Origin of the sequence: Streptomyces sp. NPDC127197, from assembly GCF_042672405.1 — a bacterium.
Taxonomy (GTDB): Bacteria; Actinomycetota; Actinomycetes; order Streptomycetales; family Streptomycetaceae; genus Streptomyces; species Streptomyces flavusporus.
Window position 1 is genome coordinate 115,729 of record NZ_JBHXVG010000014.1, and the last position, 18,429, is coordinate 134,157.

Sequence of the window (18,429 nt, forward strand, 5' to 3'; positions counted from 1 at the left end):
CCTCTTCGGTCTCTCTCCCTCATCCCACTGCACGGCAGCAGTGTGTCGCCACTTCGCCGTCATCAACGTCATGACCCGCAACACGTTGCACGTTCACCCCGTGTCGGCGGGTGCTTGTGGGAGTAGTCGGCACGGCCGTCGCCGACTCGGTCGCACTCGGCGAGAGCGCTGTCGAGCAGGACGTAGTCGGGATCGGTCTCGCGCAGAGGCGTGGGCGGTGCCCACCGAGATACCGAAGCCGACGGCGATCTGCGCGAGCTGTCGTGCCTGCGCAGGTACACCAGGCCGACCAGCGCACGCTGGTGCGGCGGGAGCTTGCAGCGGCGGTCACCCTCGCGAATGACGATGATCATCGTGACCCACTCGACCAAAGCCTGCGGCAGGTCGAGTGCGGCAGAATACGGAACCAACGCGGCTTCCTGTGCCAGTGGGTTGAGACTTCGAACACCTCCCTCAACGGCACAGGAGCCTTGTCCGTTGCGGACGGCTACGTTGTCACCCGATCAGTGGCCACGCTGAAAGATCTCACTGAGTGACGAGGCGGAACGGGTGGTGCGGGTCGCGGGGGCAGACGGCGATGATCAGCCGGCCCCGGCCCGGTGAGACGCCCGTCGGTACGTTGGCGCCCATGACCCCGATGTCCTGCCGGTCCTCGTAGAGGACCCAGCTGGTGGTGGCGGGGTCCCATTCCCGTTGGTCCGCGGTGAGCAGCGGGGTGAGCTCCGCGTCGCAGACCGAGCAGGCCAGGCGCGCGGGTCCGGTGAGGTTCCAGGCGATGTAGCCGCCGACCTTCCAGCCGGGGGCCGTTGACAGGTCGTAGATGTACTGTTCGCCCTCGCCCTCGCCCTTGTTCTCCTCTTCGTCTTGGTCCTCGTCCTCCGGCCCCTCCCATGCTTCGATGCGTTCCCGCACGTCCTCGGGAAGCTCTTCGAACCACGGGTGCTCAATGACCTCCTCCGGGTGCAGGACGCAGGGCGACGGGACGAGTTCGGGACGACCGACGACCTCGGGAACCGGCTGCTCGGTCAGCGGCGTGCCGACATCCCGTGAGCGCCGCCACCTCAGTTCGACGTGCAACTCGTGGCGGCTCTCGCCGTGCCGTTCGAAGGGACACCAGAACACCTGGAGCAGATCCCCTGCCCCGGTGTCGGGCAGGCCGGGCACGTCCCGCCGGTACAGCTGGGCCACACCGATCAGCGGGATGGGGTCGGTGTCGGCCAGGTGGGGCGCGTGCCGGCCGCGCTTGAAGCGGGCGAGCTCGTCGGCCTCCTCGGCGTTCGGGCCGGAGCGCGGATCGCGCCGCCAGGCCCGTTCCAGGATCTCGCGCTCGCGCAGCACATCGGCGTAGCGGTGGCCGCTGCCGCGCTTGTGCGCGAGCGTGCACACGGGCCAGGGCTCGTCGGCCGGCCACAGCATCGGTCCGCCGACGGAGCTGTCCTGGGCCGTGGGTGTGCCGCGGCGCGGGTGCAGCCGGGTCGCGGTGCGGCGCAGCGCGGCCAGTTCGGGAAAGACCGCTTCCACGTCGACGGGGCGGGGCGGGGTGGTACGGGGCATGAGCCGAGGCTTCCGTAGGTCGGGGGCGGGTTCGGACAGCGGAGCCGGGGCCGGTGGGGTCGTACAGGTCCAGGGGGTTGTCGACGTAGGCGACAGGGTTGGGCGCTGGCATCAGGCCCAGCGGGCCGGGGCTGACGTACCGGGCGGTCTCCGGGTCGTAGTGGCGGAAGTAGTTGTAGTGGAGGCCGGTTTCCGGGTCGGCGTACTGGCCGGGATAGCGCAGCGGGGTGTGGGCGGTGGCGTCCGGGTTGACGGCCGTGGTGTCCCAGACGGTGACTCGGCTGCGCCAGGCGATCGCGCCGTCCTGGTCGACGAGTTCGGTCGGGGTGCCGACCAGGTCGGAGACGATGGCGAAGAAGCGGGAGTCGACCTCCTCGCCGGACAACGGCTTGCGCTCGTACTGGACCAGCGGCCGGAAGCCGTCGTGGTCCCAGGTGAGGGTGGTGCCGACGGTGGTCGTCGTCTGTTCGGCCAGGCGGGCGCCGTCCCAGGTGAAGCGGGTCTCGTCGACGGCCTGGCCGGCCTCGTCGAGGCGGTACTTGGCGGTGCGGCGGCCCGGTGGTCGTAGCGGTAGTGCCGGCTCGAACTGGCGTATGAGGCCGCTGTGGGGTCCTCGACGGTCAGGACGTAGCCACTGCCGCGTGTGACGTACGTCAGCGGCAGGGCTCAGCGACGGTCGCACATGCCCTCGCTGCCGGGCTGCTGCCGCAATGGCGTGCGCGGCCTTCTGCCTCCCGGCGTGTTACGGCCTCTTTGGGCTTTGAGGAACTGGGCTTCCAGCTGAGCATCGAGATCATCCAGGACCTGTCCTGGTAATCATGCAGGTCTCTTGACGCCAGGGTGGGCCCTTCGCTCCCCGCTGGCTGTCGTTGAATCGCGGAAGCCCGAGAGCCGGTCCGGGCCCGTTCAGCCGGCGTGGGGTTCCTGCTCCGCCGCGGTGTCATAGGCGGCCCGGGCCTCGGCGATGGCGGACCGGTGACGCTCGGCCCAGCCCACCAGCCCGGTCAGCGAGGCGTGGAGCTCCCGGGCCATGGGAGTGAGGCTGTACTCGACCTTGGGCGGCACGGTCGGATACACCGTGCGAACGAGCAGTCCGTCCCGCTCCAGCCTGCGCAGGTTGAGGGTGAGCATTCGTCGGCTGATGCCGTTGATGGAGCGTTCGAGTTCGGTGAAGCGGACCGGGCCGTGGGCGGCGGCGATCAGGATCCCGATGCTCCATTTGCCCGCCACGCGGTCGAGCACCTCAGTGACCGGGCAGGCTTCGTCCCTCAGTGCATCAGTAACACGGGTGTGACTGCGTGACATGAAAGTGCCTCCTTCCGATGAGCAGCAAGGTTATCGATGATGACTGCTGTTACAAGCCGTGAACCAAGGGGGAAGACATGCCTGTTCGTGCTCTCGTCGTCGATCCGTCCGCACCCGCCGCCGTCCGTCTCGCCGAGGTGCCTGACCCCGTGCCCGGGCCGAACCAGGTCCTGGTGGACGTCTCCCACGCCTCGTTGAACTACGGCGACCTCAACGACGCCCGCTCCGGTCGGGTCCCCATGGGTGCGGTGCTCGGTTCGGACGCTGCCGGGGTGGTGGTTCAAGCCGCCGCCGACGGCACCGGCCCGGTGGTGGGCACCCGGGTGGTGGCCCTGACCTCGGGGGCGTTCGCTGAGCGCGTCGCGATCGACGTGGGTGCGCTCGCCAAGGTGCCGAAGGGCTTGGACCTGGCGCAGGCGGTTGCTCTGCCGGTCGCCGGAGTGGCGGCACTGCGCTCGCTGCGGGCCGCCGGGCTCGGTCCGGACAAGAGGGTGCTGGTCACCGGTGCCTCGGGGGGAGTCGGCCGGTTCGCCGTCCAGTTGGCGGCGCGGGCCGGTGCTCACGTGATCGCGTCCGTGGGCTCGACAGGCCGCGGGGAGGGGTTGGCCGAGGCCGGCGCGGACAAGGTGCTGATCGGCCTGGAGGGACTCGAGCGACCGGTCGACGTGGTCATCGACAGCGTCGGCGGCCCCCAGCTGGTCGCGGCATGGAACCTGCTCGCTCCCGGGGGGAGCGTGCAGAGCGTCGGCTGGACATCCGGGGAGCCGGCGGTCTTTCCGCCGTATGCGACCGTCGGCCCGGCCAAGTCGCTGACCTCCTTCGTCATCGAGGGCGACACCGGCGCTGACCTGGCCATTCTCACCGAGCTGGCCGCTGAGGGGGCCCTCACCGTCGAGATCGGCTGGCAAGGATCTTGGGACTGCTTTGACGAGGCGGCCGAGGCGCTTCGCGGTCGTCGGATCTCCGGAAAAGCTGTCCTGGAGACGGCATCCGGTGAGCTGCACGCCCCGGGACCTTCTCCGCGGGGCTAGTCCGGCCGGACGATCACGTGCGGAGCCAAATGACATCCACACCGAACCCAGAAAGCCCCTACCTCTTCAAGTACCCAGCACGCGTGTCACCAACGTCCCGGGACAGCACACCTGGTCGGTGAAGACGGGCATGCCGAGGTCGGCCCCATGACCGACGAGGAATACCTCTGGGAACCGGTACCTGGCTGCGCTGTGCGCGTGGGCAGGTTCCCCTGAATACGCAGCCGAGTTGGCCGTCCAGCGTGACGAGGACCGCCGGTTCGGGTGTGCCAGCGGCGTCAGGAACCTCGCCGCATACCGTGTCATTGGGCGATGGCCTGGGCGACGCGTGAGCGGATGCCTGTGAAGTGCTCCTTCTGGACTGCGGCAAGGCGGGCGTTGTGCGCGGCCTGGTCCGCGAAGGCGAGACGGACCAGGAATTCGGCACGGTGGACGTCGTCGAGCGGATCAGCTCGGCTAACGCCTGCCGCAGCATCTCGGCGATGGTGCAGCCCTCCGCCTCGCCTGCGTTCGCCAGTTCGTACACTCGTGCGGTGAAACGCGCGTTGACGCGGGTGTAGGTGGCCAGCAGCATCTCGCCCTTCGCCCTGAAGTTCGTGGTCGGGCAGGCTGAAGTGCTCCCATGCTCGCTCCGGACGCGAGGTCGCCTCCTGGGGCGCGGGAGGCAGAACACCCCAGCTTCGCGCGGCTTTTCCCAGCACCGAGATCTGGCTGCCGCGCCGCGCAAGCCGGTGGTGACGGGGGGTCAGTGTCGTCGGGCACGGTAGAGGTCGCGCAGCAGGGCGATCTCGGCCCCGTGGTGCAGCAATTCCTGGTTGACCCACCACACGATGTCGATGAACGGCTCCTCCGAGTCGCTGCCGTGCGGGTAGGTGCAATACCCCACGGTGTCCAGCGCGGTGTCGTCGGCGCTCAGCAGCGCCTTCCGCCAGGCCGCGGCACCGGCGTCGAAGGCCGCGACCGCCCCTGAGGCGTCCCCGCTGACGGGGTAGTCGTCCCGGGTCAGCGCGTGTCCGCCAGCGGTGTGGTCGGCGCGCAGGGCCAGCATTTCGCTGAGGTGGCTCAGGCGCCACGCGATGGTGGTGAAGGGCGGCGGCCAGGGATGCGGGTAGGAGGCGGCGTCGCGTCCCCAGTCGCCGGTGCCGGCCAGGAAAGTCGCGCGCGGTCCCGGCCCGTCCACGCGTCGCCGTACCGACCAGCAGCCAGGTACCGGTTCCCAGAGGTATTCCTCGTCGGTCATGGGGCCGACCTCGGTATCCGCCCCGTCGCCGCTGTCCATGACCGGCCCTGTCATGCGGTCGGTAAGACGCTCGCGTGCAAAGTCGAACTGCTCCAGCAGTGGAGACAGGCGGGACGGTGTCGTCATCAGAAGCTCCTGTGTCGAACTGGTCCAGAGACAAACCGCCAGCCTGGCACAGCCGGCACTACAGAGGCATCTCCATTTCTCAGGGACCTCAGCAGAGCTGACCGAAGAGATTCACCCGCCCAGACTGCGCTTCAGCGAACGACGTCACGGGTGTCGCCCAGCAGTTGCGGGACAGCACTTACTGAGACGCCTGGTGAAGCCCCCCCGGCTCTCAGCATCGTCGCAAGGACACGACCGATGAGACCCCACACTCGCTGTAAGGTCTCAGATTTCACGGCACTCTCAGAGCTGACTTCGCATCAGCAGTACTTGTGCAGCGGCACTGAGACCTGCTGTTCAGCGCGCTCACCCTTTGAGGTGGCGGCTACGAAACCTCCCGACCCTCTGTCCCGCGCTGGGCATCGTGGCGGTACGGGGCATCACCCGGGTCGGGGGTACGCACCGATAGCAGAGGCGGCGAGGTCGCATCACGCGACGGCGGTCCCCTCAAGCTCGACCATCAGGGTGGGGATCGCCAGCCGCGTCACCCGAGCATCGTGGTGGTCGGCGCCACCCCGGCGGCGCCCAACCGCGCCGCCGGCACGCCGTAGTGCTGGAAAAGCAGATCGACGTCGGTCGTATAGACGTTGAGCCGGACGACGTTCGCGAGAGACATGCCGGCCTCGCCGAGCACGGCCTCCAGGTTGTCGATGCCCAGCGCCAACTGCGCCGCCATGTCACCGTCATGCTGGGACCCACACCGTGCTGCGCGACATCGAGGCGCTGTCCGCGGCCGGCGTCCCGGTCTACGCCGAACGCGGCCGGTACGGCGGTTTCGCGTTGTCGCCCGGTTTCCGGACCGAGCTCACCGGTCTGAACCACGACGAGGCCCTTGCCTTGCTGACCGCCGGATCGGAGCGCAAGAGCGGCCGCCCGCTGCCGACGGCGGTTCTCGTGGGCAACGACCGTTGCGCGATGGACCTGTTGATGAACCTGACACGAGCGGCCGTCGAGGTGCCGCGCGACCTGTCCGTCGTCGGCCACGACGACAGCCGTCTCTCCCATCTGATGCCGATCGGTCTGACCACGGTCCGTCAGGACGCCGTCCTCATCGCGGAGTACGCGGTGTGGTTCGCCGTGGACCGCTTGGACGACGAGGAGTTGGAGCCTCGGGAGGCGGTGCCGGATCCGAAGCTGGTGGTACGAGGGACCAGCGGACCGGCGCCGGACTGACGGTCGACGGGCTCGTCACAGAAGCGCAAGGCCGGTTCCGGTGCACACATTTGCGCAGACGGTGGACATGGGCAGGGGGGAGAGTTCCACGGTCTGATTCCCGTGGCCGGTCTGCCGGCGGCGCACATGTGAGGATTGAACCGTCATGACGCAAGGCGTTGGCTCGCCCTTCCGGAGTTCGCTCAAGGCCAGAGCACTGCTGGCCATCGCCGCGAGTGTGATCAGCCTCTCGGCCTGCTCCTCCTCGTCCTCCCCCGAGGAGAAGGGCGCCGGAAAGGCGGCGGCCGACACGTTGCGAGTCGCCGCCGCCGACGCCACCAACACCACGGGCCTCGACCCGCGTACGGTGAGCGCCGGCGCGAGTTCCATCGTCGCCGCGCATGTCTTCGACTCCCTTGTGACGCTGGAGGACGGCGAGTACAAGCTGAAGCTCGCCGAGTCCGTCGAGCCCAACGCGGACGGAACCCGCTGGACGGTCGAGCTCCGTGAGGGCGTGCTCTTCCATGACGGCAAGAAGGTCCGCGCGGCGGACGTCGCCTACAGCATGCGCACCCTGGCGGCCCCGCCGAGCAACCGGGCGTCGGTCTACGCGGACGTCGACACGGCGAAGATCAAGGTCGTCGACGAGCGCACCCTTGAGGTCCCGCTCAAGCGGGCCAGGGCCGACTTCAAGGAGTCGGTGCTCGCGGTGTTCTCGGTCGTCTTCCCGGAGGGCACCAAGGACTTCAGCAAGCCGATCGGGTCGGGCCCGTACAAGTACGGCAAGAGCGACGCACGTATCGTCCGGCTCACCGCCAACACCTCGTACTGGGACGGCAAGCCCTCCATCCCCGTACTGGAGATCAACCGCATCGCCAGCCCGGCCGCCCGGCTCGCGGCGCTGAAGGACGGTCAGATCGACTACGCGGTGGGCATCAGCGCCACCGGCGCCCAGACGGAGAAGAAGAACCCCGCAATACGGATGGAGCGCGGCGGCATCGCCAACTCCAACGCGCTGTCGTTCGCGATGAACCAGAAGCTCGAACCGTTCGACGACCCCCGGGTGCGCAAGGCCGTGCGGCTCGCCGCGGACCGGCCCGCGCTCGTGTCGCACGCGCTGATGGGATTCGGCGCGCAGGGCGACGACGTCGTCGGCAAGGACCTTCCGGGGTATGCGACAGGGCTCGCCGAGCGCGAGCGCGATGTCGAGGAGGCACGCAAGCTGTTCCGCGAGGCCAAGGTCACCAAGCTGACCCTGCGTGCAGCCGACGTGGTGCCCGGCATGCTGTCGGCCGCCAAGCTCTTCGCCCAGCAGCTGGAGGAGGCGGGCGTAGAGCTCACCGTGAAGGAGGTGCCGGTCGACACCTACTACGCCGATCTCAAGGGGCTGTCGAGCCACCCGTTCCAGGTCTTCTACTACGTCAACCGCCCCGCGGCCCTGCACCTTTCGGCGACCACCACCGAGCAGGCCGTGTTCAACGTGACCGGAGCCGGCCCCGACCACTGGCGCAAGCTGGCGGCGGCGCAGGTCCTGGTGGACGACGCGGCCCGGGCCAAGGCCTTCGACGACCTGCAGAAGGAGTTCTACGACAACGGCGGCGACCTGGTGTGGGGCTTCCAGGAGCAGCTCGACGCCACCCGTCCCGGGGTCGAGGGCGTACGCCTGAGCCAGTCCACCCAGCTGTTCGACCAGGCGAAGGCGACCATGCCCTGATGTCCGCGATATCCGCGGTGTCCGCGCGAAAGCTGCTCCTCGCCGTGGCGCGCAGGCTCGGCGCCACCCTCCTGACGCTGCTCGTGGTGTCGATGGCGCTGTTCGCGGGGGCGTCGGTGGTGCCGGGCGACGCCGCGAGCAGCTGGCTCGGAGGCAGCGCCACGGACGCGGAGATCACCGCCCTGCGCCACGAGTGGGGACTGGACCGGCCGCTGGCCGTCCGGTACGCGGACTGGATCACGGGGGTGCTGCACGGCGATCTCGGCACCAGCCTGATCTCCAGGCGTCCGGTGACCGAGGTCGTCGCCGAGCCGCTGTGGTCCACGACGCTGCTCGTGCTGATCGCGGGCGCCGGCACGGTGGTGCTCGCCGTGCTGCTGGGGGTGGCGACCGGGCTGCGGCCCGGCAGCCTGCTGGACCGGATGCTGTCGGGGACGAGCCTGGTGATCGTCGCGGTGCCCAGCTTCGTCATCGCGAGTCTGCTCGTGCTGCTGTTCTCCGGCGCCCTCGGGCTGCTGCCCGCGGTGTCCCATCCACCGCTGGGCGGCACACCGCTCGACCGGCCGCAGATCCTGGTGCTGCCGGTCGCGTCGATCGTGCTGTTCGCCGCAGCCTGGGCCGGCCGGATCGTCCGGGCCACCGTGGCCGACGCCAACAGCGCGCCGAACGCCCGGGCGGCCCGGCTGGCCGGACTGCCCGAGCACCAGGTGGTGTGGCGGCATGTGCTGCCCACGACCGTGCCGGCCAACGCCCAGGTGTTCGGCTGGCTGATCAGCGGCCTGTTCGGCGGCACGACCGTGGTCGAGGTGGTCTTCGACTATCCCGGCCTGTCGAGGGTGCTGCTGTCGGCGGTGAACAACCACGACATCGCGGTCCTCGAAGGGGTCGGGCTACTGCTCGCGGCGATCATCCTGGTGTCCTTCGTCATCGCCGACGTGATCGGCCTGCTGGCCGATCCCCGGGCACGGACGGGGAGTTCATGACCACGACCGCACAACTGCGCCGGGCCGCCCGGTTCCTGGTCCGGCTGGTCCTCGTCCTGCCGGCGGTCGCCGTGGTCGGCATCGCGATCGCCGGGCCCTGGCTGGTGGGCGACGATCCCGGCCGTATCGTCGCCGCGCCGTACGCCGAAGCGGGGGGCGGGATGCCGTTGGGTGCCGACCACGCGGGGCGCGACGTGTGGGTCCGGGTCCTGAACGGGGGCCGCTCGCTCATCGTCGTTCCCGTGCTCGCCGTCCTGCTCACCACCGTCCTCGGCACCGTGCTGGGGATGCTCGCCGGTTACCTCGGCGGTCTCGTCGACGCGCTGGTGTCGCGGCTGGACGGTGCCCTGCTGGCGCTGCCGCCGATCCTGGTGATGCTGGTCCTGCTGCACGGCTGGGGATACTCGTCCGCCGTCCTGGTCATGGTGGTCGTCGTCACCGGGGTGTCGTTCGTGTCGCGGATCTCCCGGGCGGCAACCGCCCAGGTGATGCGGCAGGGATACGTGGAACAGGCCGTGGGGCTGGGCGAGAGCGCGCCCTCGGTGCTGGCCCGGGAGATCCTGCCCAACATCGTGCGCCCCATCCTGGCCGACGCAGGCACCAGGCTCGCCATCGCCGTCGCTCTCACCTCCGCCGCGGGCTTCCTGGGCTTCGGCGAGGACGAACCGAACTGGGGTGCCATGATCAGCGAGAACATCGAGGGCATCACCCTCACCCCGTGGGCCGTCGTGGTCCCCGCCGTCTGCCTGGGAGTCCTCGCGGTCGCGGCCAACCTCGGGATGGACCGGCTCGCCGCGAGGCTGGACCGGTGATCCGCGTCGAGAACCTCATGGTCGAGGACGCGGCGGGCCGTCGTGTCCTCGACGGGGTGTCACTGGAGGCGGGGCCCGGCGAACGGGTCGCCGTCGTCGGCGAATCAGGAGCGGGCAAGACCACGCTGGCGCTGGCGCTGCTCGGCGAGATCAAGCCGGGACTGCGGGTGACCCGGGGCCGGGTTCTCGTCGACGGCGTGGACGTGCTCGCCCTTGCCCCGCGGGAACTCAGGGCGCTGCGCCGCAGCACGGTCGCCTATCTGCCGCAGGATCCCGCCTCCGCGCTCACCCCGACCCTGCGCGTGCGGGGCCAGCTCGCCGAACTCGCCGTGGACCGGGCGGACTCGGCCCTGCTGCGCCGCCTGACCGATGTCGGCCTGCCCCACGACCCCGGGCTGCTGCGGCGCTATCCGCACCAGCTCTCCGGCGGCCAGCAGCAGCGCCTGGCCCTGGCCAGGATCTCCGCCTCGGATCCCGCCGTGCTCGTCGTCGACGAGCCGACGACGGGACTCGACGCCGTGGCCCGCAACCTGGTCCTCGAACGCGTCGACGAACTGGTGGCGCGCCGCGGTTCGGCGCTCGTGCTGGTCACCCACGACCTGGCCGCCGCGGGGATCGTGGCCGACCGGCTCGTCGTACTGCATGGCGGAAGCGTGGTGGAGGACGGGCCGCTGGCCGACGTCCTCGAGAAGCCTGCGGCGCCGTACACCCGCGAGCTGATCAGTGCTGTCCCGACCGTCGCCGAGGTGCGCCGGCGGCCACCAGCGGCGCCCGCCGGCGTGGATGGGCCGCTGCTGCGGGTCGACGGCGTGCGGGCGGGGCACCGGCAGAACGGACGCCGTCGCATCGTGGTCGACGGGGTGTCGTTCACCGTCGCGCCGGGCGAGTGCCTGGCGCTGCTGGGGGTGTCGGGCAGCGGCAAGACCACCCTCGCGCGCTGCGTCAGCGGGACCCACCGGCCGGATGCCGGAACGGTCAGCCTCGACGGTCAGGTTCTGCCGGACCGCATCCGCGACCGCACGGCCGAGCAGCGTCGGCGCATCCAGCTGATCCCCCAGCATTCGGCGGGATCTCTCAACCCGCGCCGGACGGTCCGCGCCGCCATCACGCGGCCGTTGCGGCGTCTGCGCGGCATGAGCAAGGCCGACGCGGTCGCCGAACTCGGGCGGCTGCTCGGGCTGGTGGGGCTCGGCCCGGAGTTCGCCGACCGCTACCCGTCCCAGCTCTCCGGCGGCCAGGTCCAGCGCGTCACCATCGCCCGGGCGCTCGCGGCGGCGCCGTCCGTGCTGATCTGCGACGAGATGACCTCCAGCCTCGACACCCGGGTGCAGGCGACGATCCTGGAGCTGGTCACGCGGCTGCGCCGGGAGCTGGGCCTGGCGGTGATCGTGATCACCCACGATCTGGGCGTGCTGGCCCGGGTGGCCGACCGGGTGCTGGCCCTGCACGACGGCGTGGTCTGCGAGGAGGGGTCGGTCGAGCGGGTGCTCACCTCGCCGGAGCACCCGTGGACACGCACGCTGGTCGAGGCGTCGGCGGCGGGCGCGATGGAGACGCTGAGCGGTTCCGGCTGACGGTACTGCCGGCTGACCGGCACTCGCCGGTGATGCCCGATCCCGGATGCTTCCCGCCGACGCTCGATACCGGGCCTTTCCGCCGATGCTCGATCCGTGGCGCTTCCCGCCGATGCTCAATCCGGGACAGACCGGCCGGGGCTCGGCGACGACGATGGCCGAGCCAGCCACAGACTCCCCGCCACCGAGTCAAGGAGCGCCCATGGTCGAGCCGTCCCCGGCCGGATCCGCAATCGACAGGCCCGTACGGGAGCTGTCCACGGGATCACAGGCCGATCCGTACGCAATCTACGCGGAACTGCGCGACGAGGGTCTCGTGCACCTCGTACGCGAGCCCAACGGACTGCACCGGTGGCTCGTCCTCGGCTACGCCGAGTCCCGGGACGTCTTCGCCGACCCCCGATTCTCCAAGGACCCGACCCGGGCCTGGGAGCAGCTGCGTGAGGCGGGGTACGTCTCCGGGGAACCCGGCGACCGGGCCGACTACCTCTACCACGTGGCCAACACCGACCCGCCGGACCACACCCGACTCAGGAAGCTGATCGGCAAGGCGTTCACCAACCGCCGGGTCCAGGCGATGCGGCCGCGGATCCGCCAGGTGGCCGCCGGACTGCTGGACCGGATGGCCCGGGAGGCCGGCGGGACCGTGGACCTGGTGCAGGCGTACTCGCATCCGCTCGCCACCACGGTCATGTGCGAGATCCTCGGCATCCCCGACCTGGACCGGGAGTCCTTCCGCACCTGGGCCACCGCGATCCTCACCGCCCCGGGGGGAGCGGCCCCGGGAGCGATGACGAAGGCCGAGGGGTACGCGGCGATGCGCGACTTCTTCACCTCCCTCATCCAGGACAAACGGTCCGGGGCTCAGGACGCCGGCGAGGAACGTGCGGATGTGCTGACCGCGCTGATCCACGCGACCGACGAGGGCGACCGGCTCACCGAGACCGAGCTGGTCTCGACGGTGATGCTGCTGATGAGCGCGGGCCAGGAACCCACGGTCAACCTCATCAACAACGGGGTCCTGGCGCTGCTGGACCATCCGGAGCAGCTGGCGATGCTGCGCGAGAAGCCGGAACTGATCGAGGGCGCCGTGGAGGAGTTCCTGCGCTACGACCCTCCTGTGCAGCTGTCCACGATGCGGGTCGCCGTCGAGGACGTCGAGGTCGCCGGCACCGTGATCCCCGCCGGGGGCATCGTCGCCCTGTCGATCGCCGCGGCCGGCCGGGACGAGGGACGGTTCGCCGAGGCCGGCCGGCTGGACGTCACCCGCGCCGACCACGCGCATCTGGCCTTCGGCCATGGAATCCACCACTGCGTCGGAGCGCCGCTGGCCCGGATGGAGGGCGAGATCGGGATCGGGATGCTGATCGAGCGCTTCCCGCGGCTGTCGCTCGCCTGTCCCGCCGATGAGCTGCGCTGGCGGCCGACCCGGATCATGCGGGGCCTCGTCGAGTTTCCCGTCAGGCTCGACGCGGCCGTCGGCCGGTGACCCGGGAGGTGACGCCGATGAGCATCGACCACGAGACGGCGATCGTCCGGCAGTGGGCGGCGATCTACGACGCCGTCTACGAGAGCGCGGAGGACTCCTCCGGCGCCGACTTCTCCGGCTGGCGCAGCAGCATCACCGGGGAGAACTACTCCGCTGCGGAGACCGCCGAGTGGCTGCGGGGCACGGCCGAGGAGATCCTGCGGCTGGAGCCGGAGAGCGTGCTGGAGCTGGGCGCCGGGACCGGCCTGGTCGTGGAGGCGATCCTGCCGCATGTGAAGCGGTACGTCGGTACCGACATCTCGGCCACCGCCGTCGCCCGTATGAACCGGGACTACGGGCACCGTGCGGGCACTCGGTTCCGGGTCGCGGACGCCGACTCCCCCGACATTCCGGGCGGGTTCGACGTCGTGGTCCTCAACTCGGTCGTCCACCACTTCCCCGGCGCCGGCTATCTGCGCCGCGCACTCGGCCGGGCCGTACGGGCCTGCGCTCCCGGCGGCGCGGTGTTCCTCGGCGACGTGCACAGCCTGCCGCTGCGCGACGCCCTGCGCCTGTGTGTCCTCGCGGCCACGGAGCCCGGCGAGTTGAGCGCCGCCGAGGTGCGCGGCCGGCTGGCGGCGATGGCGGACCGCGAGCGCGAGCTGGTGATCGACCCGGCGTTCTTCCCCGCCTTCGCCGCCGAGCACTCACTGGTGGCCGACATCCGGCTGAAGCCGGGGGCGTACGACACCGAGATGAACCTGTTCCGCTACGACGTGCGGCTGCGCCCGGCGGGCCCCGGCCTCGTCAGCCCCGGGGCGACGGCCCGCGTCCCCTGGGACTCCCGCGACGCCGAGCGGCTCGTCGACGAGACGACGGCCGGCGAACTGCCGGTGACGGTCACCGGGATCGTCCATCCCGACCTGGATCCGCCGGTCACGGCGCTGACCACGGTGCGGGGGCTCGCCGACGAGGAGCGGGTGGACGTCACGGCCCTGCTGGCGCGGGCCCGGGCGGCGGGCACCGCCGGTATCCGTCCCGCGGCTCTGCGCGAGGTCGCCGCCGAGCGCGGGCTGGCCTGCCACTGCCTGCCCGCGTACTCCGAGTCGGCCCGGTACGACGCGGTGCTGGCGCCCCTCTCGCGGGCGAGCGGACTCGCGGCCGACGTCGTCGACGAGCCCGGCCGTCCTCTGGTCAACGTGCCGCGCATGCAGTGACCTCCGCCGCCACTCATCCCATTCCAGGAGCAGAAACCCATGAGCACACCCGCCGCCCACAGCGTGCTGCGTCGGTCCGGCGACGGCGAACTCGTCGTCGCGGCCGACTTCGGAACCGCGGGACGCCCCTCGGCGACCTTCACCGAACTCGTCACCGCACTGCGGACCGACCTCACGTTCTGGGAGACGATGCCTCCGCCTTACGGGCACGAGGCCGGAATGAGCGCGGCGGATCACGTCGCGCGCTGGGTGCGCGACATCCGCGACAGCCGGCTTCCGGTCCGGGCGGTCATCGGATTCTGCAGCGGAAGCGTGTACGCGGCGGCGCTGATCGAGGAGATCTCGCGGTGGCAGAAAACACCGCTGCTCATTCTCATCGACCCGGATCTGGCCGAACGCCACATGGTGATCGGGCATTACGAGCGATTCATGACGGCGAGGTTGAGCCCGGTACTCACCGCGGAGGCGGTGGAGGCCGCCGTCAGGGCCGGCCGCGACGCCGACGCCTCCGCGAAGACACCCCTCGATCTCGCGGCGGAACTCGGCACGCTGTGCCGGCGCATTCTTCCCGACGCGTGCGAGCGCGGCGGAATGACCGGCGAACGCAGCAGGGAACTGGCCGAGATATTCGCCGGTTATCTGCACTGGCTGGCGGCCGGGGCCGAGTTGGATCCGCGTCCGGCGTGGCGGGCGGCGACGGCGCTGAACTCCGCCACCGAGGGCTTCGGGCTCGACGCGTTCCCCGAGGAGGAGCGCGCCGGTCTGGTGGCCCGGGTCATCGACTTCGACATTCCGCATCTGGAGCTCATGCGCACCCCCGAGGTCGCCCGGACCATCGAGGGGCTGCTCCAAACTGAGCAGCCTTTTGGCGACCCTGTGGCCTAGCGTTCAAAGCCGACAGGACGAGCAGAAAGAGAGCGGTCCGACGATGAACAACGCATTCACGCCGTCGGCGCAGGCCGAGGAGCGGCGAGCCCAGATCGTTCCGCCGGCCGCCCATCAGGCCGAACTCGCCCCCGCCGACATGCTGCATTCCGGAAACGCCGGAGTGGTGGTCCAGAAAGTGGGCCAGCTGAAGTCGGAATTCCGCAACGAGGGCCGGATGTTCGCCCGGGAGGTGGCGAAGCACGTCAACTCCCAGCAGACCAGAAAGGCCACCGCGTTCGTCTACGAGGAGACCTTCGGCTTCGAGGACCGCATCCACTTCCTCATCCATCTGAAGTCCCTCGACACCTACTACGACATGGTCGAGATGGGCGACCGGGACCGCGCCTTCCGCGAGTCGATCGCCAAGGAGCGGGTCGAGGCCGGCACCGGCGCCGGGGCCTGGGACCGTCTGTTCGTCGACGGCAGCGTGCGCTCGAACGTGCTGCTGCCGTGGGCGGAGCGTGCCGAGGAGCCGCTCAACTCGGCCAACGCCGGCATCGTGCTGCTGCGTTCGGCACGGATCGGGCACGGCTTCCTCGCCGAAGGGCGGGAGCTGGCGCGGGAGTTCGCCGACACCGTGAACAAGAGGTTCTCCGGCGAGGCCTCCGTCACGCTGTTCGACGAGGCGTTCGGCGACGACGACCGGGTGCACTGGCTGCTCCATCTCAAGGACCTCACCGTCCATGGGCGGCTGCGCGACGCGCTCGCCGTCGAGGGCAGGCCGGGCACCTTCGTCGACGGCAGCCTCACCGTGACCGCCCTGACGCCGCACCACTGGGGTCTGTACGCCACTCGGCAGCAGTCGCCGGAGCAGGACGGGTAACCGGGCCCCCGCACAGCGGAGTTGAGACGCATGACCGTGGTGTGGGCGTTCCCGGGACAGGGGGCGCAGCGTGTCGGCATGGGAGCCGACGTCCTCGACCGTTACCCCGGCCTGGTCCGGGAGGCCGACGAGATCCTCGGGTACTCGCTGCGGGAGGTGTGTCTCAAGGGCGCCGAGCCGGGCCTGAAGGACACCCGCTCGGTGCAGCCCGCGCTGTTCGTGGTCAACGCGCTGGGCTTTCTCGCACGGCTGGAGGACCATCCGGCGCCGGACTGTCTGGCGGGCCACAGTCTCGGGGAGTACGACGCGCTGTTCGCCGCCGGGTGCTTCGACTTCGCCACCGGCGTCCGGCTGGTGCAAAGGCGCGGTGAGCTGATGGGCCGGGCCGGTGGCGGCGGCATGCTCGCCGTGCTCGGCGCCGATCCGGACCGGATCCACGAGGTGCTTCAGCGTTCGGGCATCGACGACGTGGACGCGGCCAACCGCAACTCGGCGAGCCAGGTGGTGCTCGCCGGGCCGCAGGAGTCGCTGCGGAGGGCGGCGCAGGCGCTGCGGACGGACGCATCGGTCCGGTGCGTCCCGCTCCAGGTCAGCGCCCCGTTCCACTCCCGCTACATGACGCAGGCCGCTGCTGAGTACGACTCCTTCCTGGCGGGGATCGACTTCGCCGATCCGCGTATCCCGGTCATCGCCAACGTCACCGCGCGGCCCTATCCGCCGGGCGGGGTGCGCGAGTTGCTGGCCCGCCAGGTGGCGGCACCGGTGTGCTGGTGGGAGAGCATGAGCCTGCTGCTGGACCGGGGCGTGACCGAGTTCGTCGAGATCGGCCCCGGCCGCACGCTCACCGGCCTCTGGGAGGCGGCTCGCACCCAGCCGGCGCTGGCACGGCCCTCGGCTCACACGCCGACCGCGGCGGAAGCACGGGGCATGGCACCGCCCACCGCTGAATCGGCACGGGTCATGGCCCCGCCCCGCGCCGAATCCGCGCCCGCGATCCCACCGCGCGCGCCAACAGCGCCCGCGCGCCCGTCAGTTACGGGCACGACGACCCCGCCCCCGCCCACCCCGGCTCCGATCGCCGGCTCCCTCCCCTGCACGGTCCGTCCCGAGCGGCTCGGTTCGGCGGAGTTCCGTGCCGACTACGGGCTGCGGCACGCCTATCTGGCCGGGTCCATGTACAAGGGGATCGCCTCCACGGATCTGGTGGTCCGGATGGCCCGCGCGGGACTCATGGGCTACTTCGGCAGCGGCGGCCTCACTCCGGCCGAGGTCGACTCGGCGATCCGGGAGATTGCCGACCGGCTCGGGCCCGGTGCCCGGTTCGGGGTCAACCTGCTTGCCGCTCCGGAGAGTCCGGGCGCCGAGCGGGAACAGGTCGAGCTGTTGCTCAAGCACGACGTGCGGTTCGTCGAGGCCGCCGCCTTCACCGGGGTCACCGCGCCCGTGGTGCGCTTCCGGTTCGCCGGAGCCCACCGGACGGCCGACGGCACGCCCGTCGCCGTACGGCATGTGCTGGCCAAGGTGTCCCGTCCCGAGGTGGCCACGGCGTTCCTGAGTCCCCCGCCCGGCCCGCTCCTCGACGCCCTGGTCGCCGAGGGCGCCCTCAGCTCCGCCGAGGCGCAGGCCGCCGCCCTGTTGCCGGTGGCCGGGGACGTGTGCGTGGAGGCCGACTCCGGGGGGCACACCGACGCGGGCAGCCCGTACGCACTCATGCCGGCCATGATCAGGCTGCGCGACTCCCTGATGGCCGAGCACCGCTACCCGCGTGCCGTCCGGGTCGGCGCGGCCGGCGGCCTCGGATCGCCCGAGTCGGTCGCCGCGGCCTTCGTGCTGGGCGCCGACTTCGTCGTCACCGGCTCGGTCAACCAGTGTTCCCCGGAGGCCGGCACCTCCGACGCCGTCAAGGACCTGCTCGCCACGCTCGACGTGCAGGACACCACCTACGCACCGGCCGGCGACCTCTTCGAACTCGGCGCGCGCGTACAGGTCGTGCGCAGGAGCACCCTGTTCCCCGCCCGCGCCAACAAGCTCTACCAGCTCTACCGCCGCTACGACGGGCTCGACGAGATCGACGCATCGACCCGCCAGACCTTGGAGGAACGGTACTTCCGGCGGTCGTTCGACGACATCTGGGCCGAGACCGGCGCCTATCTGCGCGACCACCGACCCGACGAGCTGGCCCGCGCGGAGCGGAACCCCAAGGTGCGCATGGCCCAGGTGTTCCGCTGGTACTTCGTCCACTCCACGCGGCTGGCCCTGGGCGGCGTACCGGGAGAGCAGGTCAACTACCAGATCCACTGCGGGCCGGCGATGGGCGCGTTCAACCGCCTGGTCGCCGGAACTCCGCTGGAGGCGTGGCGGAACCGCCATGTCGACGCCATCGCCGAGCTGTTGATGACCGGAGCCGCCGCGCTGCTGGACGGTTCGCTGCGCGCCTGGTCCGTTGCCACTCCAGGAGACTGAC

Annotated in this window: 14 protein-coding genes and 5 pseudogenes; 13 read left to right on the forward strand and 6 right to left on the reverse strand. The window is 70.7% G+C overall.

Annotation, left to right across the window (positions count from 1 at the left end; all coding sequences use genetic code 11):
- Positions 1–79: 79 nt before the first annotated feature.
- The 3 genes and pseudogenes from ACFVJQ_RS22875 to ACFVJQ_RS22885 form a co-directional block, all read right to left on the reverse strand.
- A pseudogene (locus tag ACFVJQ_RS22875) lies at positions 80–410 on the reverse strand (transposase family protein); the annotation flags it as partial.
- 115 nt (positions 411–525) lie between these two features.
- The gene (locus tag ACFVJQ_RS22880; protein WP_385786275.1) at positions 526–1,554 is read right to left on the reverse strand and encodes a hypothetical protein; all 1,029 of its coding nucleotides are present in this window, start codon (positions 1,552–1,554) and stop codon (positions 526–528) included.
- A 49-nt stretch (positions 1,555–1,603) separates the two neighbouring features.
- Positions 1,604–2,116, reverse strand: a pseudogene (locus ACFVJQ_RS22885) (RHS repeat-associated core domain-containing protein); the annotation flags it as partial.
- A gap of 101 nt (positions 2,117–2,217) precedes the next feature.
- On the opposite strand from ACFVJQ_RS22885, the pseudogene ACFVJQ_RS22890 reads away from it, so the two are divergent.
- Positions 2,218–2,370, forward strand: a pseudogene (locus ACFVJQ_RS22890) (GCN5-related N-acetyltransferase); the annotation flags it as partial.
- Between the two features lie 90 nt (positions 2,371–2,460).
- Here ACFVJQ_RS22890 and ACFVJQ_RS22895 read toward each other — a convergent pair.
- Positions 2,461–2,859 carry a winged helix-turn-helix transcriptional regulator gene (locus ACFVJQ_RS22895; protein WP_385786278.1) on the reverse strand — a complete coding sequence of 133 codons (399 nt, stop codon included), beginning with the start codon at positions 2,857–2,859 and terminating at the stop codon, positions 2,461–2,463.
- A 77-nt stretch (positions 2,860–2,936) separates the two neighbouring features.
- Between ACFVJQ_RS22895 and ACFVJQ_RS22900 the strand changes: the two genes are divergently transcribed.
- Together ACFVJQ_RS22900 and ACFVJQ_RS22905 are read left to right on the forward strand one after the other, a co-directional pair.
- Positions 2,937–3,890, forward strand: a complete 954-nt coding sequence (locus ACFVJQ_RS22900; RefSeq protein WP_385786281.1) for a zinc-binding dehydrogenase — start codon at positions 2,937–2,939, stop codon at positions 3,888–3,890.
- A 347-nt stretch (positions 3,891–4,237) separates the two neighbouring features.
- The gene (locus ACFVJQ_RS22905; RefSeq protein WP_385508705.1) at positions 4,238–4,450 is read left to right on the forward strand and encodes a hypothetical protein; all 213 of its coding nucleotides are present in this window, start codon (positions 4,238–4,240) and stop codon (positions 4,448–4,450) included.
- A 185-nt stretch (positions 4,451–4,635) separates the two neighbouring features.
- On the opposite strand, the gene ACFVJQ_RS22910 is transcribed toward ACFVJQ_RS22905, so the two are convergent.
- Entirely contained in the window at positions 4,636–5,256 is a 621-nt protein-coding gene (locus ACFVJQ_RS22910) for a DinB family protein (RefSeq protein WP_385786284.1), read from the reverse strand.
- Between the two features lie 467 nt (positions 5,257–5,723).
- Positions 5,724–5,986, reverse strand: a pseudogene (locus ACFVJQ_RS22915) (RidA family protein); the annotation flags it as partial.
- Between the two features lie 2 nt (positions 5,987–5,988).
- Between ACFVJQ_RS22915 and ACFVJQ_RS22920 the strand changes: the two are divergent.
- The 10 genes and pseudogenes from ACFVJQ_RS22920 to fabD form a co-directional block, all read left to right on the forward strand.
- A pseudogene (locus tag ACFVJQ_RS22920) lies at positions 5,989–6,468 on the forward strand (substrate-binding domain-containing protein); the annotation flags it as partial.
- A 145-nt stretch (positions 6,469–6,613) separates the two neighbouring features.
- Positions 6,614–8,161 (forward strand): ABC transporter substrate-binding protein, encoded by a 1,548-nt coding sequence (locus ACFVJQ_RS22925; RefSeq protein ID WP_385508707.1) that lies wholly within the window; start codon positions 6,614–6,616, stop codon positions 8,159–8,161.
- On the forward strand, positions 8,161–9,144 hold the full coding sequence (locus ACFVJQ_RS22930; RefSeq protein ID WP_385508708.1) for an ABC transporter permease: 984 nt from the start codon (positions 8,161–8,163) through the stop codon (positions 9,142–9,144). The genes ACFVJQ_RS22925 and ACFVJQ_RS22930 overlap by 1 nt, the downstream gene beginning before the upstream one ends.
- Positions 9,141–9,956, forward strand: a complete 816-nt coding sequence (locus ACFVJQ_RS22935; protein WP_385508709.1) for an ABC transporter permease — start codon at positions 9,141–9,143, stop codon at positions 9,954–9,956. The genes ACFVJQ_RS22930 and ACFVJQ_RS22935 overlap by 4 nt, the downstream gene beginning before the upstream one ends.
- The gene (locus ACFVJQ_RS22940) at positions 9,953–11,530 is read left to right on the forward strand and encodes an ABC transporter ATP-binding protein (RefSeq protein ID WP_385508710.1); all 1,578 of its coding nucleotides are present in this window, start codon (positions 9,953–9,955) and stop codon (positions 11,528–11,530) included. Before ACFVJQ_RS22935 ends, ACFVJQ_RS22940 begins: the two co-directional genes overlap by 4 nt.
- A 202-nt stretch (positions 11,531–11,732) precedes the next feature.
- Positions 11,733–13,019: a cytochrome P450 gene (locus ACFVJQ_RS22945; RefSeq protein WP_385786289.1), complete on the forward strand. Its 1,287-nt coding sequence runs from the start codon at positions 11,733–11,735 to the stop codon at positions 13,017–13,019.
- A 17-nt stretch (positions 13,020–13,036) separates the two neighbouring features.
- Positions 13,037–14,215, forward strand: coding sequence for a class I SAM-dependent methyltransferase (locus ACFVJQ_RS22950; RefSeq protein ID WP_385786292.1), 1,179 nt, complete (start codon positions 13,037–13,039; stop codon positions 14,213–14,215).
- Positions 14,216–14,254: 39 nt separating this feature from the next.
- Positions 14,255–15,100, forward strand: a complete 846-nt coding sequence (locus ACFVJQ_RS22955) for a hypothetical protein (RefSeq protein ID WP_385508713.1) — start codon at positions 14,255–14,257, stop codon at positions 15,098–15,100.
- A 43-nt stretch (positions 15,101–15,143) separates the two neighbouring features.
- Positions 15,144–15,965: a DUF6039 family protein gene (locus ACFVJQ_RS22960; protein WP_385786295.1), complete on the forward strand. Its 822-nt coding sequence runs from the start codon at positions 15,144–15,146 to the stop codon at positions 15,963–15,965.
- Positions 15,966–15,995: 30 nt separating this feature from the next.
- Entirely contained in the window at positions 15,996–18,428 is a 2,433-nt protein-coding gene (gene fabD, locus ACFVJQ_RS22965) for an ACP S-malonyltransferase (protein ID WP_385786298.1), read from the forward strand.
- Position 18,429 lies beyond the last annotated feature (1 nt).

What these genes read in the sequence shown, in the direction of transcription:
- ACFVJQ_RS22880 (WP_385786275.1), bottom strand. Translation starts at nt 1,554, where the DNA reads ATGCCCCGTACCACCCCGCCCCGCCCCGTCGACGTGGAAGCGGTCTTT.
- ACFVJQ_RS22895 (WP_385786278.1), bottom strand. Translation starts at nt 2,859, where the DNA reads ATGTCACGCAGTCACACCCGTGTTACTGATGCACTGAGGGACGAAGCC.
- ACFVJQ_RS22900 (WP_385786281.1), top strand. Translation starts at nt 2,937, where the DNA reads ATGCCTGTTCGTGCTCTCGTCGTCGATCCGTCCGCACCCGCCGCCGTC.
- ACFVJQ_RS22910 (WP_385786284.1), bottom strand. Translation starts at nt 5,256, where the DNA reads ATGACGACACCGTCCCGCCTGTCTCCACTGCTGGAGCAGTTCGACTTT.
- ACFVJQ_RS22925 (WP_385508707.1), top strand. Translation starts at nt 6,614, where the DNA reads ATGACGCAAGGCGTTGGCTCGCCCTTCCGGAGTTCGCTCAAGGCCAGA.
- ACFVJQ_RS22930 (WP_385508708.1), top strand. Translation starts at nt 8,161, where the DNA reads ATGTCCGCGATATCCGCGGTGTCCGCGCGAAAGCTGCTCCTCGCCGTG.
- ACFVJQ_RS22935 (WP_385508709.1), top strand. Translation starts at nt 9,141, where the DNA reads ATGACCACGACCGCACAACTGCGCCGGGCCGCCCGGTTCCTGGTCCGG.
- ACFVJQ_RS22945 (WP_385786289.1), top strand. Translation starts at nt 11,733, where the DNA reads ATGGTCGAGCCGTCCCCGGCCGGATCCGCAATCGACAGGCCCGTACGG.
- ACFVJQ_RS22950 (WP_385786292.1), top strand. Translation starts at nt 13,037, where the DNA reads ATGAGCATCGACCACGAGACGGCGATCGTCCGGCAGTGGGCGGCGATC.
- ACFVJQ_RS22955 (WP_385508713.1), top strand. Translation starts at nt 14,255, where the DNA reads ATGAGCACACCCGCCGCCCACAGCGTGCTGCGTCGGTCCGGCGACGGC.
- ACFVJQ_RS22960 (WP_385786295.1), top strand. Translation starts at nt 15,144, where the DNA reads ATGAACAACGCATTCACGCCGTCGGCGCAGGCCGAGGAGCGGCGAGCC.
- fabD (WP_385786298.1), top strand. Translation starts at nt 15,996, where the DNA reads ATGACCGTGGTGTGGGCGTTCCCGGGACAGGGGGCGCAGCGTGTCGGC.